The sequence below is a fragment of the Halomicrobium mukohataei DSM 12286 genome, assembly GCF_000023965.1.
Taxonomy (GTDB): Archaea; Halobacteriota; Halobacteria; order Halobacteriales; family Haloarculaceae; genus Halomicrobium; species Halomicrobium mukohataei.
In genome coordinates this window covers 1,844,964-1,871,455 of the sequence record NC_013202.1, presented here as the reverse complement: position 1 = coordinate 1,871,455, position 26,492 = coordinate 1,844,964, and the positions used below count along the sequence as shown (strand labels likewise).

At 65.2% G+C, this 26,492-nt stretch carries 25 protein-coding genes and 1 tRNA gene; 9 read left to right on the top strand and 17 right to left on the bottom strand.

Going from position 1 to position 26,492, the window contains the following annotated elements:
• Window positions 1–88: 88 nt before the first annotated feature.
• From HMUK_RS09400 to HMUK_RS09390, 3 genes are read right to left on the bottom strand one after another with little or no spacing between them, the layout of a single operon-like run.
• On the bottom strand, window positions 89–373 hold the full coding sequence (locus tag HMUK_RS09400; protein WP_015762916.1) for a DNA-directed RNA polymerase subunit L: 285 nt from the start codon (window positions 371–373) through the stop codon (window positions 89–91).
• 58 nt (window positions 374–431) lie between these two features.
• On the bottom strand, window positions 432–689 hold the full coding sequence (locus tag HMUK_RS09395; RefSeq protein ID WP_015762915.1) for a DUF7410 domain-containing protein: 258 nt from the start codon (window positions 687–689) through the stop codon (window positions 432–434).
• Window positions 686–2,050, bottom strand: coding sequence for a hypothetical protein (locus HMUK_RS09390; protein WP_015762914.1), 1,365 nt, complete (start codon window positions 2,048–2,050; stop codon window positions 686–688). The genes HMUK_RS09395 and HMUK_RS09390 overlap by 4 nt, the downstream gene beginning before the upstream one ends.
• Window positions 2,051–2,170: 120 nt before the next feature.
• On the opposite strand from HMUK_RS09390, the gene HMUK_RS09385 reads away from it, so the two are divergent.
• The 3 genes from HMUK_RS09385 (at window position 2,171) to HMUK_RS09375 (ending at window position 4,097) form a co-directional block, all read left to right on the top strand.
• The gene (locus HMUK_RS09385; RefSeq protein WP_049940797.1) at window positions 2,171–3,043 is read left to right on the top strand and encodes a cytochrome c oxidase subunit 3; all 873 of its coding nucleotides are present in this window, start codon (window positions 2,171–2,173) and stop codon (window positions 3,041–3,043) included.
• Between the two features lie 41 nt (window positions 3,044–3,084).
• The gene (locus HMUK_RS09380; protein WP_015762912.1) at window positions 3,085–3,327 is read left to right on the top strand and encodes a DUF7385 family protein; all 243 of its coding nucleotides are present in this window, start codon (window positions 3,085–3,087) and stop codon (window positions 3,325–3,327) included.
• A 131-nt stretch (window positions 3,328–3,458) separates the two neighbouring features.
• The gene (locus HMUK_RS09375) at window positions 3,459–4,097 is read left to right on the top strand and encodes a hypothetical protein (protein ID WP_015762911.1); all 639 of its coding nucleotides are present in this window, start codon (window positions 3,459–3,461) and stop codon (window positions 4,095–4,097) included.
• 19 nt (window positions 4,098–4,116) lie between these two features.
• On the opposite strand, the gene HMUK_RS09370 is transcribed toward HMUK_RS09375, so the two are convergent.
• From HMUK_RS09370 to HMUK_RS09360, 3 genes are all read right to left on the bottom strand, one after another.
• The gene (locus HMUK_RS09370) at window positions 4,117–5,322 is read right to left on the bottom strand and encodes an NAD(P)/FAD-dependent oxidoreductase (protein ID WP_049940796.1); all 1,206 of its coding nucleotides are present in this window, start codon (window positions 5,320–5,322) and stop codon (window positions 4,117–4,119) included.
• A 173-nt stretch (window positions 5,323–5,495) separates the two neighbouring features.
• Window positions 5,496–5,569: transfer RNA gene (locus tag HMUK_RS09365), tRNA-Thr, on the bottom strand.
• Between the two features lie 75 nt (window positions 5,570–5,644).
• Window positions 5,645–6,646, bottom strand: coding sequence for a class I SAM-dependent methyltransferase (locus HMUK_RS09360; RefSeq protein WP_015762909.1), 1,002 nt, complete (start codon window positions 6,644–6,646; stop codon window positions 5,645–5,647).
• A gap of 75 nt (window positions 6,647–6,721) precedes the next feature.
• Between HMUK_RS09360 and dph5 the strand changes: the two genes are divergently transcribed.
• A complete protein-coding gene (gene dph5 / locus HMUK_RS09355) occupies window positions 6,722–7,498 on the top strand; it encodes a diphthine synthase (RefSeq protein ID WP_015762908.1) in 777 nt (258 codons plus the stop codon).
• Here dph5 and artA read toward each other — a convergent pair.
• Window positions 7,495–8,469 carry an archaeosortase A gene (gene artA, locus HMUK_RS09350; protein ID WP_015762907.1) on the bottom strand — a complete coding sequence of 325 codons (975 nt, stop codon included), beginning with the start codon at window positions 8,467–8,469 and terminating at the stop codon, window positions 7,495–7,497. The genes dph5 and artA overlap by 4 nt on opposite strands.
• A gap of 128 nt (window positions 8,470–8,597) precedes the next feature.
• Complete coding sequence (locus tag HMUK_RS09345) at window positions 8,598–11,522, bottom strand: DUF7282 domain-containing protein (RefSeq protein WP_015762906.1); 2,925 nt, start codon at window positions 11,520–11,522, stop codon at window positions 8,598–8,600.
• 403 nt (window positions 11,523–11,925) lie between these two features.
• Between HMUK_RS09345 and HMUK_RS09340 the strand changes: the two genes are divergently transcribed.
• Both HMUK_RS09340 and HMUK_RS09335 read left to right on the top strand, forming a co-directional pair.
• Complete coding sequence (locus HMUK_RS09340; RefSeq protein WP_015762905.1) at window positions 11,926–12,336, top strand: winged helix-turn-helix domain-containing protein; 411 nt, start codon at window positions 11,926–11,928, stop codon at window positions 12,334–12,336.
• Window positions 12,329–12,670 (top strand): hypothetical protein, encoded by a 342-nt coding sequence (locus HMUK_RS09335; RefSeq protein ID WP_015762904.1) that lies wholly within the window; start codon window positions 12,329–12,331, stop codon window positions 12,668–12,670. The genes HMUK_RS09340 and HMUK_RS09335 overlap by 8 nt, the downstream gene beginning before the upstream one ends.
• 119 nt (window positions 12,671–12,789) lie before the next feature.
• On the opposite strand, the gene HMUK_RS09330 is transcribed toward HMUK_RS09335, so the two are convergent.
• The 6 genes from HMUK_RS09330 to HMUK_RS09305 form a co-directional block, all read right to left on the bottom strand.
• Entirely contained in the window at window positions 12,790–13,542 is a 753-nt protein-coding gene (locus HMUK_RS09330; protein ID WP_015762903.1) for a VOC family protein, read from the bottom strand.
• Window positions 13,543–13,586: 44 nt separating this feature from the next.
• Window positions 13,587–13,784 (bottom strand): hypothetical protein, encoded by a 198-nt coding sequence (locus HMUK_RS09325; protein WP_015762902.1) that lies wholly within the window; start codon window positions 13,782–13,784, stop codon window positions 13,587–13,589.
• Window positions 13,785–13,916: 132 nt separating this feature from the next.
• Complete coding sequence (locus tag HMUK_RS09320; protein ID WP_015762901.1) at window positions 13,917–15,173, bottom strand: RNA-guided endonuclease TnpB family protein; 1,257 nt, start codon at window positions 15,171–15,173, stop codon at window positions 13,917–13,919.
• A 286-nt stretch (window positions 15,174–15,459) separates the two neighbouring features.
• Window positions 15,460–16,566: an OBG GTPase family GTP-binding protein gene (locus HMUK_RS09315; protein WP_015762900.1), complete on the bottom strand. Its 1,107-nt coding sequence runs from the start codon at window positions 16,564–16,566 to the stop codon at window positions 15,460–15,462.
• 132 nt (window positions 16,567–16,698) lie between these two features.
• A complete protein-coding gene (locus HMUK_RS09310; RefSeq protein WP_015762899.1) occupies window positions 16,699–17,976 on the bottom strand; it encodes a chemotaxis protein CheW in 1,278 nt (425 codons plus the stop codon).
• Complete coding sequence (locus HMUK_RS09305) at window positions 17,973–18,884, bottom strand: ParA family protein (RefSeq protein ID WP_015762898.1); 912 nt, start codon at window positions 18,882–18,884, stop codon at window positions 17,973–17,975. The genes HMUK_RS09310 and HMUK_RS09305 overlap by 4 nt, the downstream gene beginning before the upstream one ends.
• Before the next feature lie 173 nt (window positions 18,885–19,057).
• On the opposite strand from HMUK_RS09305, the gene HMUK_RS09300 reads away from it, so the two are divergent.
• The 3 genes from HMUK_RS09300 (at window position 19,058) to HMUK_RS09290 (ending at window position 23,515) form a co-directional block, all read left to right on the top strand.
• Window positions 19,058–19,546 carry a FlaD/FlaE family flagellar protein gene (locus tag HMUK_RS09300; RefSeq protein WP_015762897.1) on the top strand — a complete coding sequence of 163 codons (489 nt, stop codon included), beginning with the start codon at window positions 19,058–19,060 and terminating at the stop codon, window positions 19,544–19,546.
• 191 nt (window positions 19,547–19,737) lie between these two features.
• Complete coding sequence (locus HMUK_RS09295; RefSeq protein WP_015762896.1) at window positions 19,738–20,847, top strand: acetate and sugar kinases/Hsc70/actin family protein; 1,110 nt, start codon at window positions 19,738–19,740, stop codon at window positions 20,845–20,847.
• A gap of 550 nt (window positions 20,848–21,397) precedes the next feature.
• Entirely contained in the window at window positions 21,398–23,515 is a 2,118-nt protein-coding gene (locus HMUK_RS09290; RefSeq protein WP_015762894.1) for a glycoside hydrolase family 32 protein, read from the top strand.
• A 169-nt stretch (window positions 23,516–23,684) separates the two neighbouring features.
• Here the strand turns inward: HMUK_RS09290 and HMUK_RS09285 are convergent, their stop codons facing one another.
• The 3 genes from HMUK_RS09285 to HMUK_RS09275 all read right to left on the bottom strand — a co-directional run bounded on the left by HMUK_RS09285 (window position 23,685) and on the right by HMUK_RS09275 (window position 26,377).
• Complete coding sequence (locus HMUK_RS09285; RefSeq protein WP_015762893.1) at window positions 23,685–24,995, bottom strand: glycoside hydrolase family 68 protein; 1,311 nt, start codon at window positions 24,993–24,995, stop codon at window positions 23,685–23,687.
• 54 nt (window positions 24,996–25,049) lie between these two features.
• The gene (locus tag HMUK_RS09280) at window positions 25,050–25,301 is read right to left on the bottom strand and encodes a hypothetical protein (RefSeq protein WP_015762892.1); all 252 of its coding nucleotides are present in this window, start codon (window positions 25,299–25,301) and stop codon (window positions 25,050–25,052) included.
• Window positions 25,302–25,369: 68 nt separating this feature from the next.
• A complete protein-coding gene (locus HMUK_RS09275; protein WP_015762891.1) occupies window positions 25,370–26,377 on the bottom strand; it encodes an AIR synthase family protein in 1,008 nt (335 codons plus the stop codon).
• Window positions 26,378–26,492 lie beyond the last annotated feature (115 nt).

Below are 26,492 nucleotides of genomic sequence, written 5' to 3'. Positions count from 1 at the left end.
GCGCGTCATACGGAAAGTTGTAGGTCTTTACCAGATCAACCGCACGCCGTCGTGCGGTCGACTGGGTAAACGCCTACAACCGTCCGTATCAGGCCGCGGCGTCGAAGGCCGCCTCGAAGTCGTCGGCTTTCTCCATGACTCGGTCCGCACCGGCTTCGAGCGCGTCCAGCGCGTTCACGTCGACGTCGGTCTTGACCGTCAGCACGGGGTCGGTCTGGCCGCCGGACTGTTCGGGGTTCATGTCGTAGGTCGCCGCCGTGACGCCGTCGGTCTCCAGCAGCGCCCCCTTCAGGACGTTCATGAACGTGTGGTCCTCGCCGGCAATCTCGATCGAGAGCATCGTCTCCTCTTTCTCGATGACGCGCAGATCCATGCCCGTCCGTATTCCGTTCGCGCGCATGAAAGCTTCGCTTCGAGGTTTTCCGCGGCCGCTACAGTGTCGCGTAGATCATCAGCAAGCCGAAGTACACGAGCACCAGCGCCGCAAGCGCCTTCAGTCGGAACATGCCGATCGACTCCGCTTCCTCGCTGTAGGCGTCGCGGAACTGTTCGACCTCGTCGTCGTCGAGGTCGCTCGCGTGTTCGAGACCGCGGTGGAGCGCCCGGAACCGCTCACGAGCGAACGGGCGGCCGCAGTACGCACACTCGTACACCGGGGCTGACGTGGGAACGTGGTAGTCCTCGTTCATAGGTAGGGGAGTGGAATATCTGGCTGGGAGATGACCCAGAGGCTCGTCATGGTGTAGACGACCATGACGGCGATGAACGGATACTGCGAGCGGATCGCCTGCAAGCGACCGGGGAACAGGTCGTAGGCCGCCGCGTGGGCCACCCAGATCGCGAGCAGGTGGCCGACGATGATGCTGGCCATCGAGACGCCGCCGAACCACCCCGGTATCGAGAGCACCAGAACGGTGCTCCGGGCCGTCAGCGGCGCGGCCAGCGTCTGGAGCAGTGAGGGAGCGAGTCCGAGAAAGTAGTCGAGGTAGTGAGCGAAGTGGTAGCCGGCGACGATCGCGAGCAACGGCGGCGCGAATCGCGCGGCCAGCGCAGCGGGCGTCAGGAAGGTCTCTGCAGTCGAACGCGAGAGGCGGGCCGCGAGCAGGTACAGAGACCAGAACAGCCCGAAGCCCAGCAGGAGGGCGAGCAGATAGACGCCCAGCGGCGGAATTCCGAGCCCCACGAAGGGCCCGGCGAGTCCACGCCAGGCGGGCGTCGAGACGAACCCGTCGAAGGTCGTCACCCACAGCAAAGCGAGGACGAAAGCGACCTCGTCGCGGCCGTCGACCAGCCGACGCTCCGACAGGGCAGTTCCCGGAAGGCGCAGCGTCAGCCCGTCGTCGTCGGCCGAGACGGGAGCGACGCGCCCGTAGTAGCGAAACACGCGCGACGGCGGGTCGACCTGCCCGAACCACGTCGACGGCCCGAAGAGAACTGCGCCAGCGAGCGTCACGGCGGAGTACGCCAACACTGTGGTCGCGAGCAGCGACGCGTTCTCGGCCAGCGGACTGACGACCTCCAGATAGACCAGCGCCAGCAGACCGAAGACACTGGGCCACGTGCCGAGCCGGTCGGGATACCGCAGGTCGAGCGAGGGCACCAGTTCGGCGACCGTCCGCCACGGATTGAGTGCGGGCCAGCTGTTGCCCACCAGATACGCGCTCATCGACAGCCCCGCCCACCAGCCGACCCAGACCAGCAAGATCGCGGCGTTCGAACTCGCATCCGTCGGTCCGAGGTAACCGACGACCACGACGAGGACGACGCCAGCGATCCCGAGCACCCGCAGCGAGGCCACGGCGGCGCGACGCGCCGGGACCGCGACCGCACGACGCCAGTCGTGAATCGCGTCGATCAGCGCCCGATCGGTGACGAAGCTGGCGAGCAGGAACGAAGCGCCGACCGCCGCCCCGCCGGTCGAGAGGAACAACCACGTCGGAATCGTCAGCGGTTCGCGGATGTCCTGGGCCAGACTGCCGCCGTGAGCGGCGGCGCGACCGACCGCGAGCACTGCGAGGGCGACGACTGCGACGACGCGACGCCGGAGCATTGTTCGACCGTTCCGGCTCGGCGACGGAGAAGGCATCGATTCGCGCCCGACCGGCCAGCTACGCGTGCGAAGCGCACGGAGTTGGAAGCGCTTTTGATGGTCCACTCGCAAGAAGCGCGTATGACCGTAGCCGAAGACACGTCAGAGGAGCACGGGGATCACCATCTCCCCGCCGTCGAGGACTGGCCCCGCGGGTTCGGCGAGGCCAGCTGGTGGCCCTTCATCACCGCCATCGGCGCTGCCGGCATCTACGTCGCCGCCGGCCTGTTCGTCCTCTCACAGGCAGAGAATCCCGTCGTCTCCGAGCTGATCGCCGCCGGGACGACCGTCGCCACCGTCGGAATCTTCCTGGCTGGTCTCTATGGCTGGCTCTACCACGCCTTCGTCGCCAACTTCTGGGAGCGCGGGACGGATCACCACTCCGGAGGCACGCTCCGGTTCGCGATGCTGCTGTTCCTGGGTAGCGAGGTCGCCACCTTCGGTGCCGGCTTCGTCTACTACTTCTTCGTCCGCGGCGCGAACGTGTGGTCGGCCGAACTGCTCCCCCACGGCGGGAACGTCTTCGGCAACCTCGTCATCGCCAACACGATCATCCTCGTGATCAGTTCCCTGACGCTGCACTACGCACACGTCAAACTCCTCGACGGTGACCGGCAGAGCTTCGTCAGATGGCTCGGACTGACGCTGCTGCTGGGCGTGATCTTCATCGGCGGACAGGCCTACGAGTACTACGAGTTCATCGTCGGCGAAGGATTCACCATCGCCGAAGGTGCCTACGCCTCCGCGTTCTACGGGCTGACCGGCCTCCACGGACTCCACGTCACGATGGGTGCCGTCCTGCTGGGCATCGTCTTCGTCCGGGCGATCTACGGCCAGTACTCCGCAGAGCGACACACGTCGGTCTCGACGGTCTCGATGTACTGGCACTTCGTCGACGTGGTCTGGATCTTCCTCGTCGTCGTGCTGTACGTGGGCGCGGAGCTGTCGATCTGAGCCGCCGGTAGTTTCAAGCCCGGTTCTCACCAGCTACCCGTATGGACGAACTGGACGTGAGCGACGGCTTCGACGTACACGACTATCGCCACGGACTCAAGCTCCTCAAGGAAGACCGGGAGACGATGGCACTCGAAAACCGTGCGGAGTTTGCCTGTCCGGCCTGTGGTGAGTCCTTCGAGAAGCTGTTCGTCTCCCGGCGTCGCGAGAACACCTTCGGCAATCCCGACAGCCCGATCTGTCTCGTCCGGACCGACGAGCGACTCCTCCTGTTGACTCACTGAGACTGGCGACTACCCGGCCGTGCTCCGGTTCCGGCCCGTTGTCACGGCCGTACCGCGACGGCTCCGGAGAACGGGGACAAACGGAGACGCTATTGGAGAAAGCATTTACCGGGCGGCACTGAGGCCAGAGCATGAATCGAAGATCGCTCGCGACACTCGCAGTCGGTGTCCTCCTGGTGTTGAGCGGCTGTGCCGACGTTGCCGTCGACGCGACCGTCGACGGCGACGGCACGGTCGAGTCCTACGAGACGACGATCGAGATGTCCCCCTCGACCTACGAGCGTCTCCAGTCGACGGCCGAAGACGAGGGATACGGCTCGGTCGAGCGGTACCTGCTCCGTGGGGTCAACGAGAGCCGCGCGGAGTCGGTGTCGTACAACCAGAGCCTCGCCGACGACGGCAACGTGACGGTCGATCTTCGGCTGTCGTCGTGGAATCCCGGCCCGAGCAGCGGCGTCGAGACGACCGTCGAAGCGGGCAACGTCACCTTCGTCGATCGCTCGTTCGTCCAGAACAGCGGGCAGCTGGGTTCCCAGAGCGGCTACGCGCTGACCTACACGGTCACGATGCCGACCAACGTCACCGACAGTAACGCCGACACGGTCGAGGGCGCGACGGCGACGTGGCGCTACGACAGCGACGAGGCGATCGAATCGCCGATCCGCGCACAGAGCCCGGTCCCCGACTCCGGCTCCGGCCCCGGCTTCGGTGCCGTCGGCGCGCTCGCCGGTGTCGCCCTCGCGGTGGGACTGCTCGCACGACGGGCGTAGCGATCGACGACCGCGACACTCACCACAGGTGTCGCAGTAGCGTCGGTGCTTTCCGAACGTCGTCGAGCCGGAACGGATACAGCGAGAGCAGATCCGGCAGCGTCAGCTCGTACCGCTGGAGGCGATCGAGCTGTGCGTCCGAGAGGCGGCCGCTGTTGGCGACGAAACGATTCTGCTGGGCCGCGTCGAAGTCGTAGAGCAACTCACCGGCGATGCGCTGGCGCTTCCAGTTCGATCCCTTCTCGCGGTTCCAGCGGCGCTCGTAGGCCGACAGGAACGACCGAGACACGTCACCGGCGGTGAGGGCCCGCGTCGCGACCTCGGCCGCCATCTCGGCCGACTCCATGCCCGATCGGATTCCCTCACCGAACAGGGGGTTGATGCTGGAGACGCTGTCGCCCACGGCGACCAGCCCGTCGGTCGCACGGCGGTTGATCGAGTTGTCGGAGATCGCCTGTCCGGCGTGGACGGCCCGCACGTCGTCGACCTCCCACCGGGGATCGCTGCGAGCCCACCGCTCGACGTAGTCGTCGATCGCCCCGTCGTCTGGCGGACTGTGACGCGCGTAGAAGTCGTCGATCCAGCAGACGCCGACTTTGAACACGTCGTCACCGCCCGGAAACACCCACGCGTACCCGCCCGGCGCGTACTCGTGGTCGAACCGGAACAGCATCGACGACAGGTCGTACCGGCCGGTCACCTCGTACTCCTTGCCGATCCCGCGCTGGGCCGCCTCGCGGTCCCACATGTGGAGTCGGGTCGTCAGCGTCCCCGCGGGTCCCGTCGCGTCGACGACCAGATCGGCCCGGTAGGTCACCGACTCGCCGTCGCGGGTCCCGCGGACGCCGACGACGGTACCACCCTCGACGATCGGTTCCCGAACGCGAACCCCCGTGTGGATGTCGGCCCCGTCGGCGGCCGCGTCCGCGCCGAGAAATTCGAGCAAGGCCGGGAAATCGAGGACGTAATTGGGGATGTCGAGAGTCACCCGCGCACTGGGCCCCTCGAACTGGACCGTGGCCGACTCGGACATGACGACCTCGTCGGGCACGCCAAAGCCCTCGACGACCTGGTGGAAGGTCCCACCGGTGGACTTGTCGTTGTCCGCCAGTTCGTCGTTTGCTTCGAGCACCGCGACCGAGTAATCCGAGCGCCCGACGACCGACCGGGCGAACTGCAACCCCGCCGGCCCACCGCCTGCGACGACGATATCGTACGACTCCATCTCGACTGACACTGGGGCACAAATCGGGTAGTAGATTGCGGTCGAGTGCCACGGCGAGGCGACAATCCCGACCTGGGGGCCACGCTGCCAGACGATCACCCGTTCAAAATCGAGGCGGTGTCCACGCCGAGACGCGGACCGGCCAACGCTCCTCGGTATCGATCGCGGTAGAAAGCCGGTGGAGGGATTTGAACCCTCGGCCTAATCCTTACGAAGGATTCGCTCTGCCAGTCTGAGCTACACCGGCGCGGGCATACGGTACGATGCCCAAGACGATCATAAGGGTTCCGAAGTCGGGCGATTATGGGACACCGAGTCACGGTCACCGAGCGAGCCGAACGTCCAGCACGACGTTGTGCTCGTGGGGGGCATACGAGCGGACGGTGTGGCGGGTCTCGACGGTCACGTCGTAGTCGGGTTCGAAGGCGGCCCGGATCGCCCGCTCGCCCGGCCCGTAGGGATCGTCTTCGTGCTGGATGTCGTAGTAGTGGAGCACGCAGTCGTTGGCGGCGATCGTCTCGGCGGCGTCGAGGAACTCGTCGGCGCTGTGCGGGAGGTTCATGACGAGCCGATCGGCCCAGTCCTCGTAGTCGGGAGCCACCGCGCGTACGTCGCCTTCGATAGCCGTCACGCGGTCGGCGACGCCGTTCCGTCGGGCATTCTCGCGGAGGTACTCGATCGCGGTCGGGTTGACGTCGACGCCGACGGCCGTCGCACCGCGCTGTGCGAAGGGCACCACGAAGGGGCCGACGCCAGCGAACATGTCGAGCGCGCGCTCGTCCGCGCCCACCTGCTCGACGACGCGGTGGCGCTCGGTCGCCAGACGAGGGGAGAAATACACCGCGTCGAGGTCTACCAGGAACTCACAGCCGTACTCGCGGTGGACCACCTCGGTGGCCGGCCGGTCCGGTTCGTCGTCGGGCCGGGCCAGTACGTCCCAGTCACGGACGCGAGTCTCTCCTTTGACCTTCGAGGCGCGGTTGAGGACGGTCCGAACCGGGAGATCGGACGCGACGATCGCGTCGGCGATCACTCGCGCACGTTCCGGGTCGTCCTCGTCGACGACGATCACCTCGCCGATCCGCTCGTAGCTGGGCTCGAAGTCGAGCCGATCGGCCGGCATCGTCTGGGACTCGCGGACCGGGGCGTCGTACTCGACCACGTCGAGATCGTCCGGGACCGCCGCCGGGTCCGTGATCGGGATGTAGATCGTCGCCTCGTCGACCACGATGTCGTAGCCCTCTGCGACCAGATCGGCGTCCGCGAGGCGCTGTCGGCTCTCCTCGCCGGCTTCGCGGTCGACAGGCACGCAGGGAACGCCCATACCGCCACTGGCCACCCGTAGGCGGTAAGCCTGACGCTTCGCGCCCTTTATTGGCCGGCGTCGTCGACACAGGGTATGCTCACATTCGTCGGTCTCGGACTCTACGACGAGCGCTCGATCACGGTCGAGGGCAAGGAGGCCCTCCAGACTGCGACCGATATCTACGCCGAGTTCTACACGAGCAAACTGATCGGCACGACGATCCAGAAGCTGGAGTACTACCACGACATCGACATCGAACTGCTCGATCGCGCGGCCGTCGAGCAGACCCCCGACGAACTCCTCGCTGCCGCCGAAGACGGTGACGTCGCCTTCGTGACGGCAGGCGATACGATGGTCTCGACGACACACGTCGACCTCCGCCTGCGGGCCGAGGAGCGTGGCATCCACACGCGGGTGATCCACGGGACGACCGCACAGACGGCCGCGAGTTCACTGACCGGCCTCCAGAACTACCGCTTCGGGAAGGCGACGACGCTCCCCTTCGAAGACGCCCACGGTGGTGACGGCGTCCCCGACAGCGTCGTCGAGACGATCACGGCCAACCGAGAGCGAGGCCTTCACACGCTGGTCTACCTGGACATCAAAGTCGACGACCCCCACTGGGAGGGCGAACAGGAGTTCATGACTGCGGATCACGCCGCCGGGCTGCTCGCGGACCACTTCGACACGCTCGGCGTCGTCGTCGCACGAGCGGGCAGCGCGAACCCAGTCGTCGAAGCAGACAGCCTCGACGCGCTCGCCGACGGCGACTACGGCGGCCCGCTGCACCTCCTGGTCGTCCCCGCCGACCTCCACGAGATGGAACGGGACGCCCTCACGACGCTCGCCGACGCGCCGCTTGCCGACTAGTCACGCTCGGCCGTCAGTTCCTCTCGAAGGTCGTACTCCGTTCCAGTCACGAGATACGCCACGTCGTCGACGAGCGAGAGGATTTCGGGCAGCACCTTCACTACCAGCCACGTGATACCCACGAGCGCGACCACCGAACCGAACTGCGCGAGCAGGCGGTCGGCGATGTAGTACGACACCATCTGCTCGTCGGTCGTTCCAAAGAGGCCGGTGATCGTGCCCACGAACCACTGCATTCGCTGTTGCCCGAACATCGTCGCGATGAACACGTTCCGAACCAGATTCAGGCCGTAAATCACCGGCACGGAGACCGCCAGCGCGCGGGCCTTCCGACCCAGCGGAGCCTCGACCGCCAGAATTGCACCGGCGAGAATCGAGATGCTCCCCACGCCCGTACAGGCGACGATGATCGTGTACGTGATCGGCCGCTCGTTGCCCGGGAAGTAAAACGTGCTCAGATAACCGTAGTCCGAGGACGGGACCTCGCTCAGGACGCTGGTCCCTCTCACGAGTTCGGGCTCGACGCCGATCAGCGAGAGGAGCGTCCCCGTCTGTGAGGCGACGACCTCGATCATCCACCTGCGAAGCGGGTTCGACTCCAGCAGCGGGAGGTACGTAAAGGGCAGATAGAGCAGCCCCATGTACCCGATCGCCTTCGAGAGGGTAAACAGCGAGTCGCGACCGTTCCAGAGGAGATAGCCGACGTACAGCGACAGGGGGACGGCAGCGATACTGCCGATCCCCTCGACGATGCTCTTCTGGACGAGGACGAAGTGGGGCACCAGGACGAGCCAGAAGAGCCCGAAGACGCCCCACGTGAGAGCGCCGAGCTGACGCGCTCGCTCGCGTGCGTCCGTGTGGGCAGCGAGGACGCCCGTCGCGAGAAAGCTGATCACGAGCAGCCACGAGAGCGGCCGTGCGACGGCGAGCGGATCGCCAACGGCCGACGTAAGCGGGGCGACACCGACCATTCGTGTCTCTACGTTACGCAATCGCGGGTATATGCTTTGCCGTTGTGCCCGCTGTCGGCACTCACGGGCTGGCGTCCGAAGAAAAATCGCGAGTCAGGGACCGGACGAAGTCCGGTTAGTTAGTGTCCTCAGTTGTTGCGCCGCGTTGCGAGCAGCGCAGCAGCGAGGAGGCCGACGAGTGCGACGACTGCGCCGAAGCCAGCACCGTCGCCGGTGGTGGTCTCGTCGCCGCCGTCGTCAGTCGGCGTGTCCGTCATGTCTTCGCCTTCGTCAGGCGTCGCCGTGTCCGTCGGCGTGTCTTCCGGCGTGTCCGTCGGCGTCGGCGTGTCCTCGGTGGTCTGGATCGTGATCGACGCGCTGTCGGTCACTGCCGAGCCGTTCTCGGTGTACGGACCGTCCGCACCGTCACCATCGCCGAAGTCGTACTCTTCGTTGTCGTTGGTGTCCTGGTGGGGCATCGCGACGACCGTCGCGTTCTCGTCCAGAGCGGAGTCGAGGCTGATCTCGACGTCCTGCTGGGTGCCAGAGTCGAGGTACTCGGAGTTGCCGATGACCTCACCGCTGGCGTTGTTGAGGTGGATCGCGACGAAGCCACCGTTCTCGGTCGTAACCGAGTCGACCGTCACGGTGGAGCCGTCGGTGGTCTGGTTGCTGATGCTGACGGAGGCAGTCGGGACTTCGCCGATGCGACCGTCGTACTCGTCACCGACCGCGGAGCCACCGCGACGCGTCTGCAGCGTCAGGTTGGTCCCGGGCGAGACCTCGCTGAAGTCAGCACCTTCGGTCGTGAAGGTACCGTCCGTCTGGACGGTTGCCTCGGGGCGAGTCTGGAACGGACTCGCGGTGTCGCTGGACTTGACCCGAACGTTGAGGTCGGTGCCAGGCGCGTAGTTGGTGCTACCCGAGATGGTCTGACCGGACGCGGACTCGATCAGGATGAGGTCGTCAGAGTTCGTGACGAGCTCAGTGTTCGGTTCGACGAGCGTGAAGTCACTGGTGACTTCCTCGTTGTCGTCGATCGTGTTGAGGACGTTGTCGTCCTCGATGGTGAATGTCGCCTCGAAGTTGTCGCCTTCCGCGAGGTCGCGGGTCGGCTGGTCGACCTTCGACAGCTCAACGGCGATGAAGTACGAGTTGTTCTCGGGGTCTTCGATGACCGAGATCGCGTCGTCGTTCACGAAGTCGAGCGTCTTTGCGTTCCGGTTTGCATCCTCGTTGGTCTGCTCGATCGTGAGGTCGATCGCTTCATCGTCGTCGTTGTCCTGGTTGTTGTCGATGAGGGTCTTCAGACCATTTGCGTGGTCGATGGCACCCTCGATACCGCCAGCTTCGAGCTGGAGGATGACGGTGTCGCCGTCGGCGTCACCGTCGTCGTAGGCGACTTCGCCGGACTCGGTGATCGACGAGCCGATCTCGTCGTAGATGTTGCCAACGTCATCACTGAGGTCGCTGATGTCGGTGCCCTTCGGCGTGACCCACGACTGCATGCCGTCGGTCGAGCGCGGCTGCAGCGAGAGCGAGCCGAGCGCGTCGGAGTCAGTGTAGTCGTCGGTGCCCATGTCGACGTGGCCGACGGAAGCGTTCATCTCGTATTCCGTCGGGTCGAGGGTGTCGGAGCCGACAGCCTCGGAGGTGTTGGTGAAGTCGCCACCCTGCGTGAGGAACTCGATCTCGTCGTCAGAGTTAGCGACGCTGACGACGTTGTCCTGGGACGTGCGGCCTGCGGTGTAGCTGTTGAATTCGAGGGAGACCTGACCGTCACCGCTCTCGTCAGAGACCTGGTAGACGATGTAGTAACCCTGATCTTCGGTACCGATGGTGACCGTCGCTTCGTCGGTGTTGGTCATCTCGACCGTGACGTTCGCGACGTCACCGGCTTCTTCGGTGAAGACGCCGTCGCCAGCGAAGGAGACGTCGCCGTCACCGGCTTCCGAGACTTCGATCGAGTCGGTTTCCGACGTGATGCCGGTGTCGTCGTGCGTGACTTCGACCGAGTAGTTGCCAGTGCCGTAGTGGTCAGAGTCGGTCGGAGCGGTGAATCGAACGGTTGCTGCACCGGAGCCGGAGAAGCTACCAGTTCGTTCGATTGCATCACCGTTGTCGTCCTCGACGGCCTCACCGTCGCTGTCGAGGAGCGTAGCCGTCCACGGGTCGTCGAGGTTCGCGTTCGACGTGATGTCCGCGACGATGCGGTCTTCCGTGGAGATCTGCGTGTCACGTGCTTCGGCGTCGAGGCCGAGGTCGTTGACAGCGAGATCGTAGTCAGTATCGGTGACACCACTGCCACTGATCTGAACGTTGTACGTCTCGCCAGTGTCGAGGTTCGACGTGTCGAAGTTGATCGCGGTGTCGAACGCCGTGTTGAAGTTTGCAACACGGTTGTTCGTCGGAGCACCCTCGTCGTCGGTCGTGTAGACCTCGATCTGGGTGTTTTCGGCACCGGGGGTGAATCGGATCGTCTCACCAGCGAAGACCGAATCCTCGCCGTTGACGGTCTTCGAGTAATCGCCGGCAATCTTGTACGTGGCGGTGACCGGGGAGAGCGTCGTGGACCCGTCGTCACCAGTTGCCGTGACGACGTGTTCGAGACGGTTTGCGTTCTCACCGTCACTCACGTCGAAGTCGACGTTGAGGGCGACGGTGGCATCATTGACCGTGGAGCCACCGGCGTCCTCGCTCAGATCGAAGGTGATCTGGTCGTCGTCGAAGTCGACGTCCTCGACGGAAACGTCGCTAGACGTGGAGCCGTCGACGGAAACGTCGTCGATCGTCAGGCCGTTGTCTTCAGCGTCGGCCGTGTCGATCGTGATCTCTTCCGTGTCGCCGGATTCGAGATATGCGTCGAATTCGACGGTCTGTGTTTGAATGTCGCTACTACGAGAGTCGTCAGCTTCGAGGACGCGGTTTTGCGTAACCTCGAGGCTTTCGACAGTCGCATTACCGCTAGTGTCCGCAACTGCTCCTGCAGTGAAAGCCGTGCCCATCGCGACGACGGACATGACCATCAGCGCAGAGAGGAACAGGCTGCGAACCTTATCGTTAGTTCCTGTCATAGTTTGTTGTCTGTTGCAATCGGAGCCAGCAGCTTTCTCCCTGTCGGACGCGGCTCTTGTGGCGAACCGCGTACAGACCGAACCGGGATACTCGTTACTGACACCATGGGTAGGGGTACAGTCAAAACGTTAGTCGGGTGTTATAAATGCTTTGTGGTCACTCGCGGGAGGATGACACACATACTCACGGCCTGTCGCGGCCGATATCGGCGGAATTGTCGTTCAGGCGGCGGCGTCGATTCGTGGCTGCTTTGCGGTCCTACGGGAGACGACATCTTCCTCGTGCGAGCGATGGACGCGCAATCGTGAGGTGTGTCGGTCGTGCAGAGACCGCAGACACCGACCGATCTCGCCGACTGACCGCAGCGGTTTTACGCTATAATCGATTACATACGGTTACACGATGCCCGTATTCCTCGAAGATCACGACGCCGAGATCGACCTCCGGCCGGGGACCACGAAGTCAGACATCGTGGCACACCTCTATCGAAACCCCGAATGGGGATATGCCCCACGAGAGATCGCGGACGCGCTGGAGATCCCTCGCGGTACCGCTACGGCCACGCTCAAGCGTCTCTACGACGAGGGCTTCGTCGGAAAGACCGACGACGGGTACTATCACGCACTCGGCGAACGGGCCGACGTTCGGCGGTACGTCTCCAGCCTCGGTCAGGCGAATCGGCTGTTCGGTCATCATCGTGATGCGGACGCCGAGCCCGAGCAACCCCAGCGACAGATCGGCGACGGTCGTACCGACGAGGAGCTCGAAGCAGAGCTCGAAGCACTCGAAGACGACCCTGGCGTGAATGAGTAAGCTATCAGCGGGCGACGTTTGCTGGGCACAGGATCCGACAGAAGCCCACTCTCAGCGTCCGGTCGTCGTCCTGGCCCACGAGACGCACCCGTTCAGCGCCACCGATTGCACCGTGATGTGCATCGGAACGAGTGCCGGAAAATACCACCAGACCACGCCGGAACTCACCGAAAAGCATCTCGATGGGATTTCGTTCGGTAACGCGTCGTACCTGATGCCCTGGGCGCTGTACACGATCCCACCGGCGACGGTACTGAACGGCGCGACGAAGGGAGAGCTTACCCAGGAGGGTCGAACACTCCTCAAGAAGTCGCTGATCTCGCTCGTTCCCTGATACGGACGGTTGTGGGCGTTTACCCAGCCGACCGCACGACGGCGTGCGGTCGATCTGGCAAAGACCTGCAAATTTCCGTGTGAAAGAAAGGGCGAGGAGATCGCCGCCTTGGCACAGCCTTACGACGTGACGATCTCGACTTCGTGGCCGTCGGCGTCTTTCGTGAACGCGTAGTTGTAGTCACAGGATTCGGGGTCGCGGTACTCCTCGGCTTCACGAACCATCAGCGACTCCCACGCGTCTTCGAGGTCGTCGGCGCGGGCTGCGATGTGGCCCCACGCGTCGCCCATCTCGTACGTGCGCCCGTCGTAGTTGTACGTGAGTTCGACGGTCATCGCCTCCTGGGCGGCGTCGGGGTCGGCCATGAAGTAGTTCGCGAAGGTGTCGGCCTCCCAGCGCCCGGCGGGCTCGAAGCCCAGCTTGCGGGCGTACCAGCCGATCGCAGCGTCGGCGTCCTCAACGCGGAGCATCGTGTGATCGAGGCTGTAGCGTGCGCCGTGGTCGCGTTCGACGATCTCGATCTCGTGGCCGTCGGGGTCTTTCACGAAGGCGTAGCCGGGGTTTTCCTCGGGCGGGCGGTAGTCTTCGACGCCCTCGTCCATCAGCTCGTGGTAGGCCTCGGTCACGTCCCCGACGCGGACCGCGATGTGACCCCAGGCGTCGCCCATTTCGTACGTGCGCCCGTCGTGGTTGTACGTGAGTTCCAGCAGGGCACCGTCCTCGTGTACGTCCTCGGGACCGAGGAAGACGTTGGTGAACGTCTCGGCCTCCCAGCGACCCTTCTCCTCGTAACCGAGGTGTGTGGTGTACCAGTCGAGCGATTCGTCGAGATCTTCGACGCGGATCATCGTGTGGTCGAGGGTCAGTCCCATGTGCGAACGAAGAGGGTGCGAGCCGAAAAGCCTAGTGCCAGCCGTCACTCCGATGACAGCCCGACACCGGCGCGGACCGTCGACCAGTCGAACCACCAGACGACGGCGACACAGAACACCGTCCCCAGCGGGATCGCGAAGCGGCCGGGCTGGCGAGCGAAGCCGTGTGCGAGCGACAGCTGGGTCAGTCCGGCGAGCAAGAGCAGTCCGTCGGTCACGCGGCGGTCCTCGCGGCCCAGCACACGCCCAGCGAGGGCGCTGGCGACGGCACCGAGGTGACATCCTCCGCGCCGTGAACGGAGAGGGATCGAAGATCCCTCAAGCAGTCGGGCGTAGCCCGATGACGGCGCGGCTTCCCTACATGGGAATACCGGTCAACTACCGGCAGTGGGTTCCGACCCGACCTCGCTAAGCGTCATCTGCCGTGGTTGGCTCTGCTTGGTGTGGGTCGTGGTGCTGTCACAGGCACTCCCATCCCGAGGCGAGTCATTGCCTGCCGGTTTCAGCGGCACGCTCTCTCCCCACGGGTCAGCCCGTTGTGCAACGTTGATTGCGCCGTTTATATCGCCCTGAAACTCCGTGATGTGACACTCGTCGTTGGTACACCGGAACGTGGCTTGCGCGGCTCTGTTTCCGATGTGGCCGCAGGCGTGGCACGTCTGGCTGGTGTACTCCGGTCGGACGTATTCGACCGGGATACCGGCCTCTTTCGATTTGTCCTCGACGCGGTTCTGTAATCGAGCGAACGCCCACGCATGGAGTCGCCGGTTCATGTACGAACCGTAGTCCAATTCTTCGCGGATGTACGTCAGGTTCTCCATTACCAGCACCGGCTTCTCGAATTGCCGGGCGTACTCGACGGCCTGCCGAGACGCCTTCTCGACAATATCGGTAAGCGCGTTCTGGTAGTGGTTGAATCGCTCGTCAATCCGCCACTCGACGGCGTCTCGCTCTTGGAGTCGTTTCAGGGTGGTGTGCATCTCTTTGCGGAGATGCTTCGCACGGCTCCCGTCACACACGAACGGGCCAGTTGGTGAACCGTCCTTGAGGGCACAGCCCGTTATCAGGGCAGTTTCACCAATATCCAGACCGATGTGCGTCACGTCGTCGCCGTCCGTCGCGTAGTCGGGTTCTTCGACCGGAAACTCGACAGTGACGTGTAACGTCCACGATGTGCGGTTCCGTTGCAGGCGGAGTTGGCCTGCCGAAGCGTTCCCATCTACGAGGTCGTGCCACAGATCCTCCTGTTCGGGATTGATACGAAGCGGTATCCAGAAATTCGTCCCACGACCGGGTTGTGGTGCCCACCACGTAAACTCGTAGTCACGCGCCGGAGAGTGGTCAAACTCGGCGGCTTGGTTGGTGAGCCGAACCGGGTGGTCATCGTCTAACTCTTGAGCGTCGTAGGTGTTGTGAAGTTGCGGGACGTAGTTGCACAGCGCCGCTTTCGCCTGATACGGCAGGTCGTAAGGCGTCACCACATCGCTGGTTGCGCTCATCGTGTCACACCTGGCGTCGAACGCCTCGTGAAGCCCCTCCCGGTAGGTTTCGAGCAGGTCACACAGTTTCCGCTCTTTGTGTGCTGTCGGCGGGACAAGCGTGGCTTCGAGCGTCTTAGTCGTCGTTTCCATCCGTCTCTAACCCTTGTTCGATGAGCTCACGGTAAGCACGCGGATGGCGGATACCATTCTCACGAGCGTACTCTTTGATCCGCTCATGCAGGTCGCCACCGCGCTCCACATCTATCTCTGTTCGCACAAGAATTTGTACATTTTTGTCCCACTAAATACTTATGTTACGTATTCAGTCGGCAACAATCACAAAGATTGTCTCACAGAGCTTACGCGATTCACGCCTGCCGTGAACGGCGGGATTCTCTCGCTGAATCAAGATCGCGCCGAGGCGTCGGTCCATCCGTCACTCCGTGAGAATCCGCAGCACGTCCTCGTCTTCGAGTTCGTGGTCCTGGCCGACCTGCTGTTCCTCGTGCATGGCGCTCGGGCCGCTCACGCGAGCGAAGCGGAAGCGCTCCTCGAAGTCGCCGCCGAGCTTCTCGCAGGCGTCTTCAACGGTCTGGCCCCGCCGGAGGATCAGCGGCTCGTCCCTGTCGATGCCCCGACCGGGCTTGTCCATGTAGATCCGGATGAGTCCGAGTTCCTCCCAGATCCGCTCGCGGAGCGCGTCCAGTCCACGCTCTTCGACGGCGCTGATGAACACGGCGTCGTCGGGATCGACGTCGTACTCGCGCAGTTGCGCGTCGACGGTCTCCTTGTAGTCGGGCTCGATGAGATCTGCCTTGTTGACGACGACGGCAGAGGGGACGTAGACGCGGTTGTCCATCACGCCGTCGATGAGCCGGTCGATGTCGACCTGCTCGCCGATCGTGACGTTCGCGTTCACGTGGCCGTGCTCGCGGAGGACGCCCTTGATCGTCTCCTCGTCGAGATCGAGATCGACGCTGGCGTTGATCGAGAGCCCGTCCTTGGCCTTGCGGCGGATCGAGACCCGCGGCGGCGATCGGTCGACGCGGACCTTGTTCTTGTACAGTTCGTCGCTGAGACGCTGGTACTGGTCGATCTCGAACACCGACAGGACGAACACGATCAGGTCCGCGGTCCGGACGACCGAGAGCACGGCCTGGCCGTCGCCCTTGCCGGCGGCCGCACCCTCGATCAGTCCGGGCACGTCCAGCATCTGAATGTTGGCCCCGCGGTACTGGAGCATGCCGGGGTTCACGTCGAGCGTCGTAAACTCGTAGGAACCCGTCTCGCTCTCGGCGTTCGTGAGGGCGTTCAACAGCGTCGACTTCCCGACGCTCGGGAAGCCAACGAGCGCGACGGTGGCGTCGCCGTGTTTCTCGACGGCGTAGCCGCCGCCACCGCCCGAGGAGTCTTGCTGTTCGAGCTTCTCCTTTTTCTCCGCGAGCTTGGACTTGAGCCGGCCGATATGAGCCTCTGTAGACTTGTTGTAGGGCGTGCTGGCGATTTCCTCTTCGATCTCGCGGATCTCCTCTTCGAGCCCCATCAACAGTATATCCGCCCTCGGTTCCGAATAAGGCTTTCCTCATACTCTCGCGCGGTGTTCCCACCCACGGTCGAGAAGCGAGACGCAGCGTTCCGGCCGGCAGTATCGCGCCGACGAGACGGATGACCGGGGCTACCCGTCGTCGGTCTCCTCGGCGGTCGCGAGCTTGATCGCCACTTCGGGTTTCGTCCAGATGACGAACCCGTCGTCGCGGTCGACGACGCCCCGGATGTACTCGTCGTTGACCGGGGGCTCGTTGATCTCGGACTCCACGACGGGAGCGACCTGCCGGACCTCGTCGACGATCCAGCCGATCGCGCCCTGGTCGTCGAACGCTTCGGGGTCGAAGACGATCATCAGGGACTCCTGGCCCTCGGCGTCGATGTCGAGCAGCGCCTTCGGATCGAGGATCGTCGTGATCTGGCCCCGCAGGTCGACCACGCCCTCGATGTACTCGTCGGTGTTTGGCACGCGCGTGATCGTGTCACGTTTGACGATCTCCTCGACCAGCGAGATGTCGATGCAGTAGTGCTCGTCGCCGAGCGTAAACTCCAGGACGCGCGTCGACTCCTCGGTCGTCGTGCTCTCTGACTCGACCGCCGACGGTGCTGTCTCCGTGCTCGCGGCGTCCGCGGTCGACTCGTCGGACGCCGCCAGCGCAGCGTCGATCTGTTCCTGGTCGGGGAGTTCGACGCCGCTGGCCTCCTGGACCGCGGCGGCAGTCTCTGCCGGCGTCGGTTCGCCCCCACCTGCCTGGGACGACTGGGTCTCTGTCCCGCCGCCCGAGACACTGGCCGCCGCCTGTGCGGCCCGCTGTGCGATTGCCTCGGGGTCGGGTGACCCCTCGTCGGTCGTGTTCGATTCCTCCGGGTCGCTCGCCGAAGTGCCCTCGTTCATACTGTCGTCGCTCGTCTGTGTGCCGTCCGTCCCCTGGGAGGCGCCGTCCGCCCGTGCCGGCTGCTGGGCCGCCTCGTTCTGTGGGGTCGCGTGCGTTCGTTCGCTCGGTTCGTCCCTCTCGGCGGCCGTGTCGCCCTCCGGGTCCGTCACCGCGTCGTCGGCTTCCGTCTCCGACGGTGACTCCTCGTCGGTCGCTGGTGGGTCGTCGGTCGTCACTGCCGGGTCCTCGGCTGCGTCCGTCGCTTCGTCGTCGGCCTCCGTGTCGTCGACTGCCTCGGACGCAGCGTCAGACGACTCTGCAGTCGCTTCCGGCTCGTCGGCTGCTTCAGTTGTTTCCGACTCGTCGTCGGTCGGCGCTTCCGGCTCGTCGGCTGCGTCCGTCGCTGCGTCGTCGGCCTCCGTGTCGTCTGCGTCCGCCTCCCCGGAGTCGTCGGCGTCGTCGCCGGACCGCTGGCCTTCGCGCATCCGGCGGATCCGTTTGGCGCGGTCCATGCGCTCGTCGTCGTCGCTCATGCCGGCACCTCCTCGTCCAGCAGGCCGAACTGTCTGTCCAGTTCCGTCGCAACGTCGAGAAAGACCGATTCCATGTCCACGGATTCCTCGTACTGGAAGATAGAACTGCCGGCTGTGAAAGCCCGCTGGAGCGCGACGCGCTTGCGGACCTCCCAGATCGGGAACTCCTCGAACACCTCGCCGAGCCACGACAGCATCGTCTCGTCTTCGTTCGTCTTCTCGACCCGGTTGGCGACCACGCCGAGCGTGTTGACGGTGATGCCGGTCTGGCCCTCCAGAGCGGCCATCTGGTCGATCAGGAGTTCGATGGCTCGTTCCGAGGACGCCTCGGTCAGCGCCGGGACGAGGATGTTCTGAGACGCGTAGATACCGGCGTCTGTGAGTTTCCCGTAGAAGGGCGGCGAGTCGATGACGACGTAGTCGTAGTCGTCCTCGACCACGGCGAGTGCCTCGTCGAGTACGTCGAGTGCGTGCGCGCCCGAGACAGAATCGGGCGTGACGTTCAGCGAGAGGTCACTCAGCGTCTCGGGATCGATGTCGATCGAGTCGTCGTGTTGGACCCGCGCCACGAGGTCGGCGATGGTCAGTTCGTGTTCGACCTGGAGCATGTCGATGTTGCTCGGAACCACGTCCATCTCGTCGTGGTCCACGATCAGATCCGCGATCGACGAGCGCTGGTCGGCGCTCGTCAGCACGTCGAACAGCGTCGGTGGCTGGGCGTCGTAGCTCTCGACCAGCCCCAGTGCCTCCGTGGCGTTGCCCTGAGGGTCGAGGTCGACGAACAGCACGTCACGGCCGCGTTCGTTGAGCGCGCCGGCCACGTTGACGGCGACCGTCGTCTTCCCGGTGCCGCCTTTGGCGTTCGTCACACACAGGCGCGCTACAGTGGACCCAGATTGGCGACTCATCGTCGAAGTATCAGGGTGTCGTCGCTAGCCGAATATAAAAATACGCTCCCGATTATCAACGACTGGACTGGGAGCCAGCGAGGGGGCGCGAGAGAACGAGTCGTTCAGCGTGTCAGACGGTCGTCTGACTGTGTGCAAGATTTAACACGTTGCAGGGGAAACAGGGCAGTATCATGACCATCAATCCGCGCGACTACGATCTCGACGAGTTACGGAAGATGGCAAAGCAACAGCGGCCGGGCAACGGGATGGGCGACGAGGAGACGCTCGATCCGGCCGAGCTGGGAATGGCGATGGACGAGGGCGGCGACGCTCCCGCGGGCGATTCGTTCCGTGCCGGTCTCTACCGCGAGCTGCTGCCCTTCCTCGGCTCGGACGGCACGGAGAAGCCGTATCTGGCGGCGTTGCCCGAGAACTACGCGGCCGAGTTCGTCGTCTTCGAGTGGCTGGAGTTCCTCCTGATGCACTCGGGGTACCAGGGAGCCGAGGAGGCACTCGACTACTACGAGGACATCGACTGGATCACCGACGACGTCCAGTCGTCGCTGTCGGACTACCTCCGTGGTATCGACGAGTCGGGGACCAACGACGGTGCCAGCCTCGACGTGGACGATCACATGCTGAGTCTCGTCTACGTCGCGAAGCTCCACTCGATGGCCTGATACGGTTTATTGTAGTTGCTTACCGGTGATCGTCGCCACGGAGTAGACGATCACCGGTAAATCGCTACAATAATCGGTATGAACGGGTCGCGCGGACGGATGGTCGAGCGGCGTGCTTGCTGGCAGTTCGATTATCAGCTCTGTTAGTTCGGTCGGGGGATATATATCGGACGCGGGAAAACCACTGGCACATGAGTGACGACGCGGCAGACGACGCCTCGACGGGCGACCAGTCGGAGTCAGTCGACGAGGAATCACCGGTCGGCGACGCCGAGGCGGCAGTGCCCATCGGCGTGAAGCTCGGCAGCACCCGAACCGTCATCTCCGTCCCCGGAGCCCGTGGCACCGAGGACGAGATCATCAGGACCCTGACCTGTCTCGCGACCTACGAGGACGCACTGACCGGCGAGGAGAAGGTACTCTACGGCGAGGAGGCAGCCGCAGAGTACCCCGACCGCGTCCAGTTCATGCTCCGGTCGGGACTGCCGGAAGACGAGGACCGGGCGGAGCTGACCGAGACGTTCTTCCAGGCGTTGATCGACCAGAACGACCTCCCCGAGTACAGCGCCGTGGTCTACGCGATTCCGACGATCGACAACCCTCAGGGCCTGGAGAACCTCACCTCGGTCATCGAGGGCAGTTCGATCGGCAAGCACCTCGTCGAGAGCTACCCCGAGTCCCTCTGTGGTGCGATCCCGGCCTTCGGCGACGATCTGGAAGCCATCGACGAGATCTTCCTGGCGGTCAACATGGGATCGACGAACCTCGAAGCGTCGGCCTACCGGCGCGGTGAACAGCTCGCGCCGTTCACGACCGGAGCCGTGACCGGCAACGAGGTCGACCGCATGATCGCGAACTACGTCGAGGAAGAGACCCAGGGGCGGGTCAACATCGATACCCAGACGGCCCGCGAGTACAAAGAGGAACACGCCGACTTCGTCGACTTCGAGCCCTTCACGGACATCATTCAACAGCCCGGCGGGGGCTCTCACGAGTTCACGATCGAACGCTCGGTGATGGACGCTGTCGACGAGTACCTGGACGACGCGGTCGAGGAAGTCGCCAACACGTTCCTCCCGGAGCTGGCCAACGACTACATGAAAGTGTACCAGCTGGCGCTGGACCGGCCGATCGTCCTCACGGGCGGAATGGCCTGTATCCCGGGGATCGTCGAGGAGTTCGAGCGCCGACTCAGCGAGGAGCTGAACCGCGAGATCGAGGCCATCGCCGCCGACCAGCCCGACATCGCCCCGACGATCGGTGCCCAGCGGATCGCAGAGCGCCTCGGCGAGAACGCCTAGGAGCCGCCCGCCAGCGTGTCGAACCACCGGACGATCGACGGTGAATCCGCCGGTCTCGACAGCGACAGCGTCTCGAAAGCCGTCGGATCGATGCGAACTATCGGCGACTCTGTTTGACAGTCAGTGTCACGACGATCGAACATTCGACTCGTTGTTGGGGAGAACTGCACCTAAAGCTCAGTCAGACGGTCGTCATTCGGAGAGCGGACGCCACTCGACGACGCCGCCACGGAAGCTTTAACTCACCGCAGAATCTATCACGAACTATAATGAACTGTCCGGCGTGTGGCGTCAGAATGAGCTACAACGACGAGACGACGAAGCTGACGGAGTTCGTCTGCCCGCGGTGTCACGAGACGATCATCGAGTACAAGTCCCGGGCGCGGATGGCTCCGTAGCCCCGGTCAAACCGTCGGCTGTCCGTCTGGTACGGCCTCGTCACTTCGGCAGTGTGAGTGGCTTCAGTGGCTGACAGCCGACACTACCGGAGAGACGGAGACGGCGGCACGGAGAGCGGGACGTTTTTGATTGTACTCGTCTTTGTTTGCTTATGACTGATACGGCAGTGCGTATCGCGTCGCTCCACGACGGCGGGCGGTCCGTGGAGCAGGCCGCGGCCGACGAGTGGGCCGAGACGGCGGGGTTGGACCTGACGCCCGTCGCCGTGAGCGACCTCGTCGACGGCGACCGCTCGCTGGCGGCGTTCGACACCTGCTGGTGGCACGCCGACGAGCCCCCGAAGCTGGGATCGACTACCGACCTCGGCGGCGTCCTCCGAGCGTTCGTCCGCTCGGGCGGCGGGCTCGTCCTCTCGCTGGCGGCGCTGACCGCGGTGAACGATCTCGGCATCGACCCCGTCACCCCCGACGCGGTCGGGCCGGACCCAGACGGCGGCCCGACCGGTCCGCTGATCAAGACGGCCTACGACGACCACCCTCTGTTCGAGCCACTGGCCACGCGCCGGCCGCTCACCAGAGGCGGCACCGACGCGACGCTCGCGCGCTACGATTCGATCCTCCCGGAACGTGGCGAGGTACTGGCAAGCACTGTCAGCGCCGACCACGACGTGCCCGGCCTCGTGACCGTCGTGGGCTGGTCGCTGGGTGACGGCTCCGTCGTCGGCCTCGGTGACGGCCTCGTCTTCGCGGCCGAGGGCGGCGACCACGACCAGCGCGACAGGCTCGCCCGTGCGGTCCTGACGAACGCCGCCGACAGCGCGATCCCCGAACGACCACGGACCGGCGGCGAGATCGCCGCCCTGCGCGATCGCTTCGAGGACGATCCACACCGCCCGCAGTTTCACCTCTCGACGCCCGCCAACTGGCTCAACGACCCCAACGGCGTCGTCCAGTGGAACGGTCGCTACCACGTCTTCTACCAGTACAATCCCGGCGGCCCGTACCACGACACGATCCACTGGGGCCACGCGGTCAGCGACGACCTCCTCCACTGGGAGGACGAACCCGTTGCGCTCGCGCCCTCGCCGGACGGTCCCGACCGCGACGGCTGCTGGTCGGGCTGTGCGGTCGACGACGACGGCGCGGCGACGCTCGTGTACACGGGTGGGCGCGGCCGCGACCAGCTGCCCTGTCTCGCGACGGCGGACGACCCCTCCCTGCGGCGCTGGGAGAAAGCGACGGACAATCCGATCATCGAAGCGCCCCCGACGGAGCCGGACCTGCTCTCGACCGAGGAGTGGAACGGGGAGTTCCGAGACCACTGCGTCTGGCAGGAGGGCGAGACCTGGTACCAGCTGATCGGATCCGGACTGGCCGACGGTGGCGGCGTCGTCCTGTTGTACGAATCCCCGGACCTCCGTGAGTGGGAGTACCGTGGCCCGATCCTTTCGGGGGACCGCGACACGCCACAGGAGACCGTCTGGGAGTGCCCGGAGCTACTCGACCTCGGGGAGAAGCAGCTGTTGCACGTCTCGAACTACGAGGACGTGGTCTACTTCCTCGGCCAGTTCGACGGCGCGACCTTCGAGCCGGAGCGACGCGGGACGCTGGACCGCGGCGACTACTACGCCCCGCAGTCGCTCCGGGCAGACGACGGCCGCCTGCTCACCTGGGGATGGGTCCCCGAGGCGCGCGACGTGAGCGCCCAGTGGGACGCCGGCTGGTCGGGGACGATGTCGCTCCCGCGGGAGCTGTCCCTCGGAGACGACGGCCGCCTCCGACAGCGACCGGCCCGGGAACTGACCGAACTCCGTGGCGACTGCGAGTCCCGCGAGAGCGTCACGCTCGACGACGGCGAGTCGATCCGGCTGGACACCGACGGACGCTCGTTCGAACTCGCCACCCGCCTCTCGCTGGTCGACGCCGACGCCGTCGAGGTGACGCTGCTCGGGACGGCGACGGAGAACGAGCGCACGACGCTGCGATACACGAGAGACGACGTGCTCGAAGTCGATCGCAGTCGCTCCAGCAGGGACCCGCGCGCGACGAGCGACAGTCAGCACGTGCCCGTCACACCGTACGACGAGCCCCTGGACCTGCGCGTGTTCGTCGACGGGTCGGTCGTCGAACTGTTCGCCAACGAGCGCCACTGCCTGACGAGCCGCGTCTATCCGGCCGGCGACGACGCGACCGGCGTCGACCTCGCGACCGTCGGCGGCCGCGCGCGACTGCCGACAGTCGAAGCCTGGGAGCTGGCGTCGATCTGGTAGCACCCGTTACCGGCGTCGATCGGGACGTGCTCGGGGAATCGTCTGCACGTGGCGTGGTACCGTCTACTCCGGCGACCCCGCGCGGAGCAGTCCCTAGCGGTATAGTAACAATTGAAACGATTTACACACCGATCGCACTGCCGTCGTGCGATCGGGTGTGCATTGATTTTCAATGGCTACTATAGTACGATCCGCCGTCGCCGCTCTCGCCCGCGAAGTACTCTCGGTCCGTCGGCGGCAGGACCTCGTCGGGCAGCGGGATCTGCCAGTGGTCGAGCGTCCCGAGGATCTCCGTGTGGGTCCCCTCGACCCGGAGGCGCAGCGTCGGCGCGAGCGTTCCGCCGAAGCGTCGCAGCTGCTCGGACTCGGGCAGGTCTGCGACCCGATCCATCGAGTCGGCCTCGAAGTCGTAGTAGTTGAAGAAGCTCTGGACCAGCACTTCCTCCCGGTGCGGGAACACCATCCACGAGTACGCCTGGAAGGGGGCGTTCGCGGGGTTGGTCACGACCAGTCCGGAGTCGTTGAGCGGGACGTAGTCGCCACGCAGGGAGTCGGCGACGAAGCCATACAGCGCGTCGTAGCCGTCGAGCCCCGGCGCGAAGGTGTGGTCGTGGCTGGAGACGAAGAGGTAGTAGCGGCCGTCCCGGGGGACGACGTGGGGACGTTCGAGCTCTTGGTTGACACAGACCGAATCCAGCAGCGGGTCACACAGCTCCCAGGAGAGGGGGTCACCCGTCGGCGAGTGCGCGAGGCCGACGCTGCCGTTGAACGACTGTAGATCCGGGTCGCCGCCGCAGGCGTCGCTCGCCGCCGGCACCGGCGTGTTGGCCTCGAACAGGAGGTGCGTCTCGCCGGTCGCAGGGTCCTCGAAGAACCACGGATCTCGGAAGGTGTAGGTCATGCCGCGAGACTGGTCCTGGCGCTCGTAGCGGTCGCCATCCGGGCGGAGCAGTTCGTGGTGGGTCCAGGGCCCCTCGATGGCGAACTCGCCGTCGGTCCGCGGTGTCCCCCCGGACGCGGCGACGATGCGCTGGGTGTAGGTGAGTTCGTCCGCCCCGCGCTCCCCGGCCGCAGTGTAGAAGAGGTAGATGTCGCCGTCGTCGTACAGCGCGGAGCCGGCCCAGGTGCGCTGGCCCAGCGGCTCCTCGAAGACGACGCCACCGGGCTGCCACGTCCGGCCGTCGGCCGAGTAGAAGTACCGGATCGTCGCCACGTCGTGGCGCTTGCCCGGCAAGAGATCGGCCGGCGCAGTCAGCGAGAACGTGACACGGTAGCCGTCGACGGTGGCGACCGTGCCGTCGCGCTCGCGCAACAGCCAGGTGTCCCAGACGTGAACGTCGGGTGCCTGGTCGGTCGCGGGCGGGTAGACGATCGGTGCCGTCGTGTCGTCGGTTCGCTCGATGCGACTCGCCTGTTCGCGCGACCACCCCGAGCGCGCGCCGTGGCCCGGAACGGCGGTCCCAGGACTGTCCTTGCTCATACTGCACGTGTGGCCGACTGGCTGAAAAGAGTTACTACAGCCGTTGTATCTGATTCAGTCGACGTGTTCCTCGCCGGTCTCCGAGGGGTCGACGCCGTCGGGCCCGGTCAGCTCCAGTGGCCTGATCCAGATCGACCACATCGCGATCGCACCGATCCCGTAGCCGATCGCCCAGACGACGCTGCCGAGGGTGTCCAGTCCGATCCCGGAGAGCGCGTAGTTCGCCAGCCCGGGAACGATCACGACCGTCGCGAACGCGAGGCCGAAGGCGATCTTGTTCCGATGACCGCTCGTGTCCGCTACCATACCCACACAAGGGACCCCGCGAGTAAATGCGTGCCGAACTCGTCGGCGGGGTCGTACAATCGGCAGTATCAGGCCCCGCTCAGTCGGTCGAACGCGTCCCACGAGGGGTCGCCGTTGGGCGGGTGGACGCGCTCCCCGTCGCGAACGACGCCCTCGCCGGCCACGACCTCGCCGACGGTCGCTGCCGGGGTCCCGCGATCGCGCAACGCCTCGACCACGTCGTCCGCGGCCCTCGGCTCGACGGTCAGCAACAGCGTTCCCGCACTCGTCACCATCCACGGATCCACGTCGAGGGCGTCACACACCGCCTCGACGCCGGGCCGGACCGGCATCCGGTCGCTGTCGACCTCGAAGCGGACACCGGCTCCGCTCGCCATCTCGGTCAGCCCGCCGACGACGCCCCCCTCCGTGGCGTCGTGCATCGCCGTGACGCCGCTGGCCGCGAAGGCCGTCCGCGCGTCGGCCACGGCCGCGATGTCGTCGACGCGCTCCTGTGCGATCGCGACGGTTTCGGCGTCGACGCCCAGCCGCTCGGGAAACAGCGTCGAGAGCAGGCCCGTCACCTCGGCCGCCGGCCCGGTCGTCACGACGAGCCGGTCGCCGGGCGTCGCACCGTCGGGGCGGACGACGTCGTCGTGGTCGCCGACGCCCAGCACCGTCGCACCCCCGACCCACGAGCTGTCGATGCCGGGGTAGCGCGCGGTGTGACCCGAGACGATGCTCACGCCCAGGCGCTCGGCGTGGTCGCTGATCGCCCGCCACACCGTCGCGAGGTCGTCGTCGCTCCAGGACGGCGGCAGCGTGAGACTCATCGCCAGGTGGGTCGGCGGGACACCCGAGACGGCGACATCGGTCAGGACGATCTCCAGAGCGAACCGGCCGGCGCGTTCGAGCCCGAGCTCCGGCAGCAGAGAGACCGGATCGGTCGCGATCACGACCGCCTGCCCGCCCACGTCGAGGACCCCGAAGTCGACGCCGTGGCGCGGCCCGACAGTCACGTCGGCCCGCGACGCGCCGAGGTTCGGATAGATCGTCTCGTCGAAGAACGAGGCGTCGATCTTGCCCAGATCTGTCATGGGCCGGCGTTGGTGGCGGGGAGGTAAAGAGCCAGCCATCCGTCTCCCCTGGCCTCATACGGACGGTTGTAGGCGTTCACCCAGTCGACCGCACGACGGCGTGCGATCGATCTGG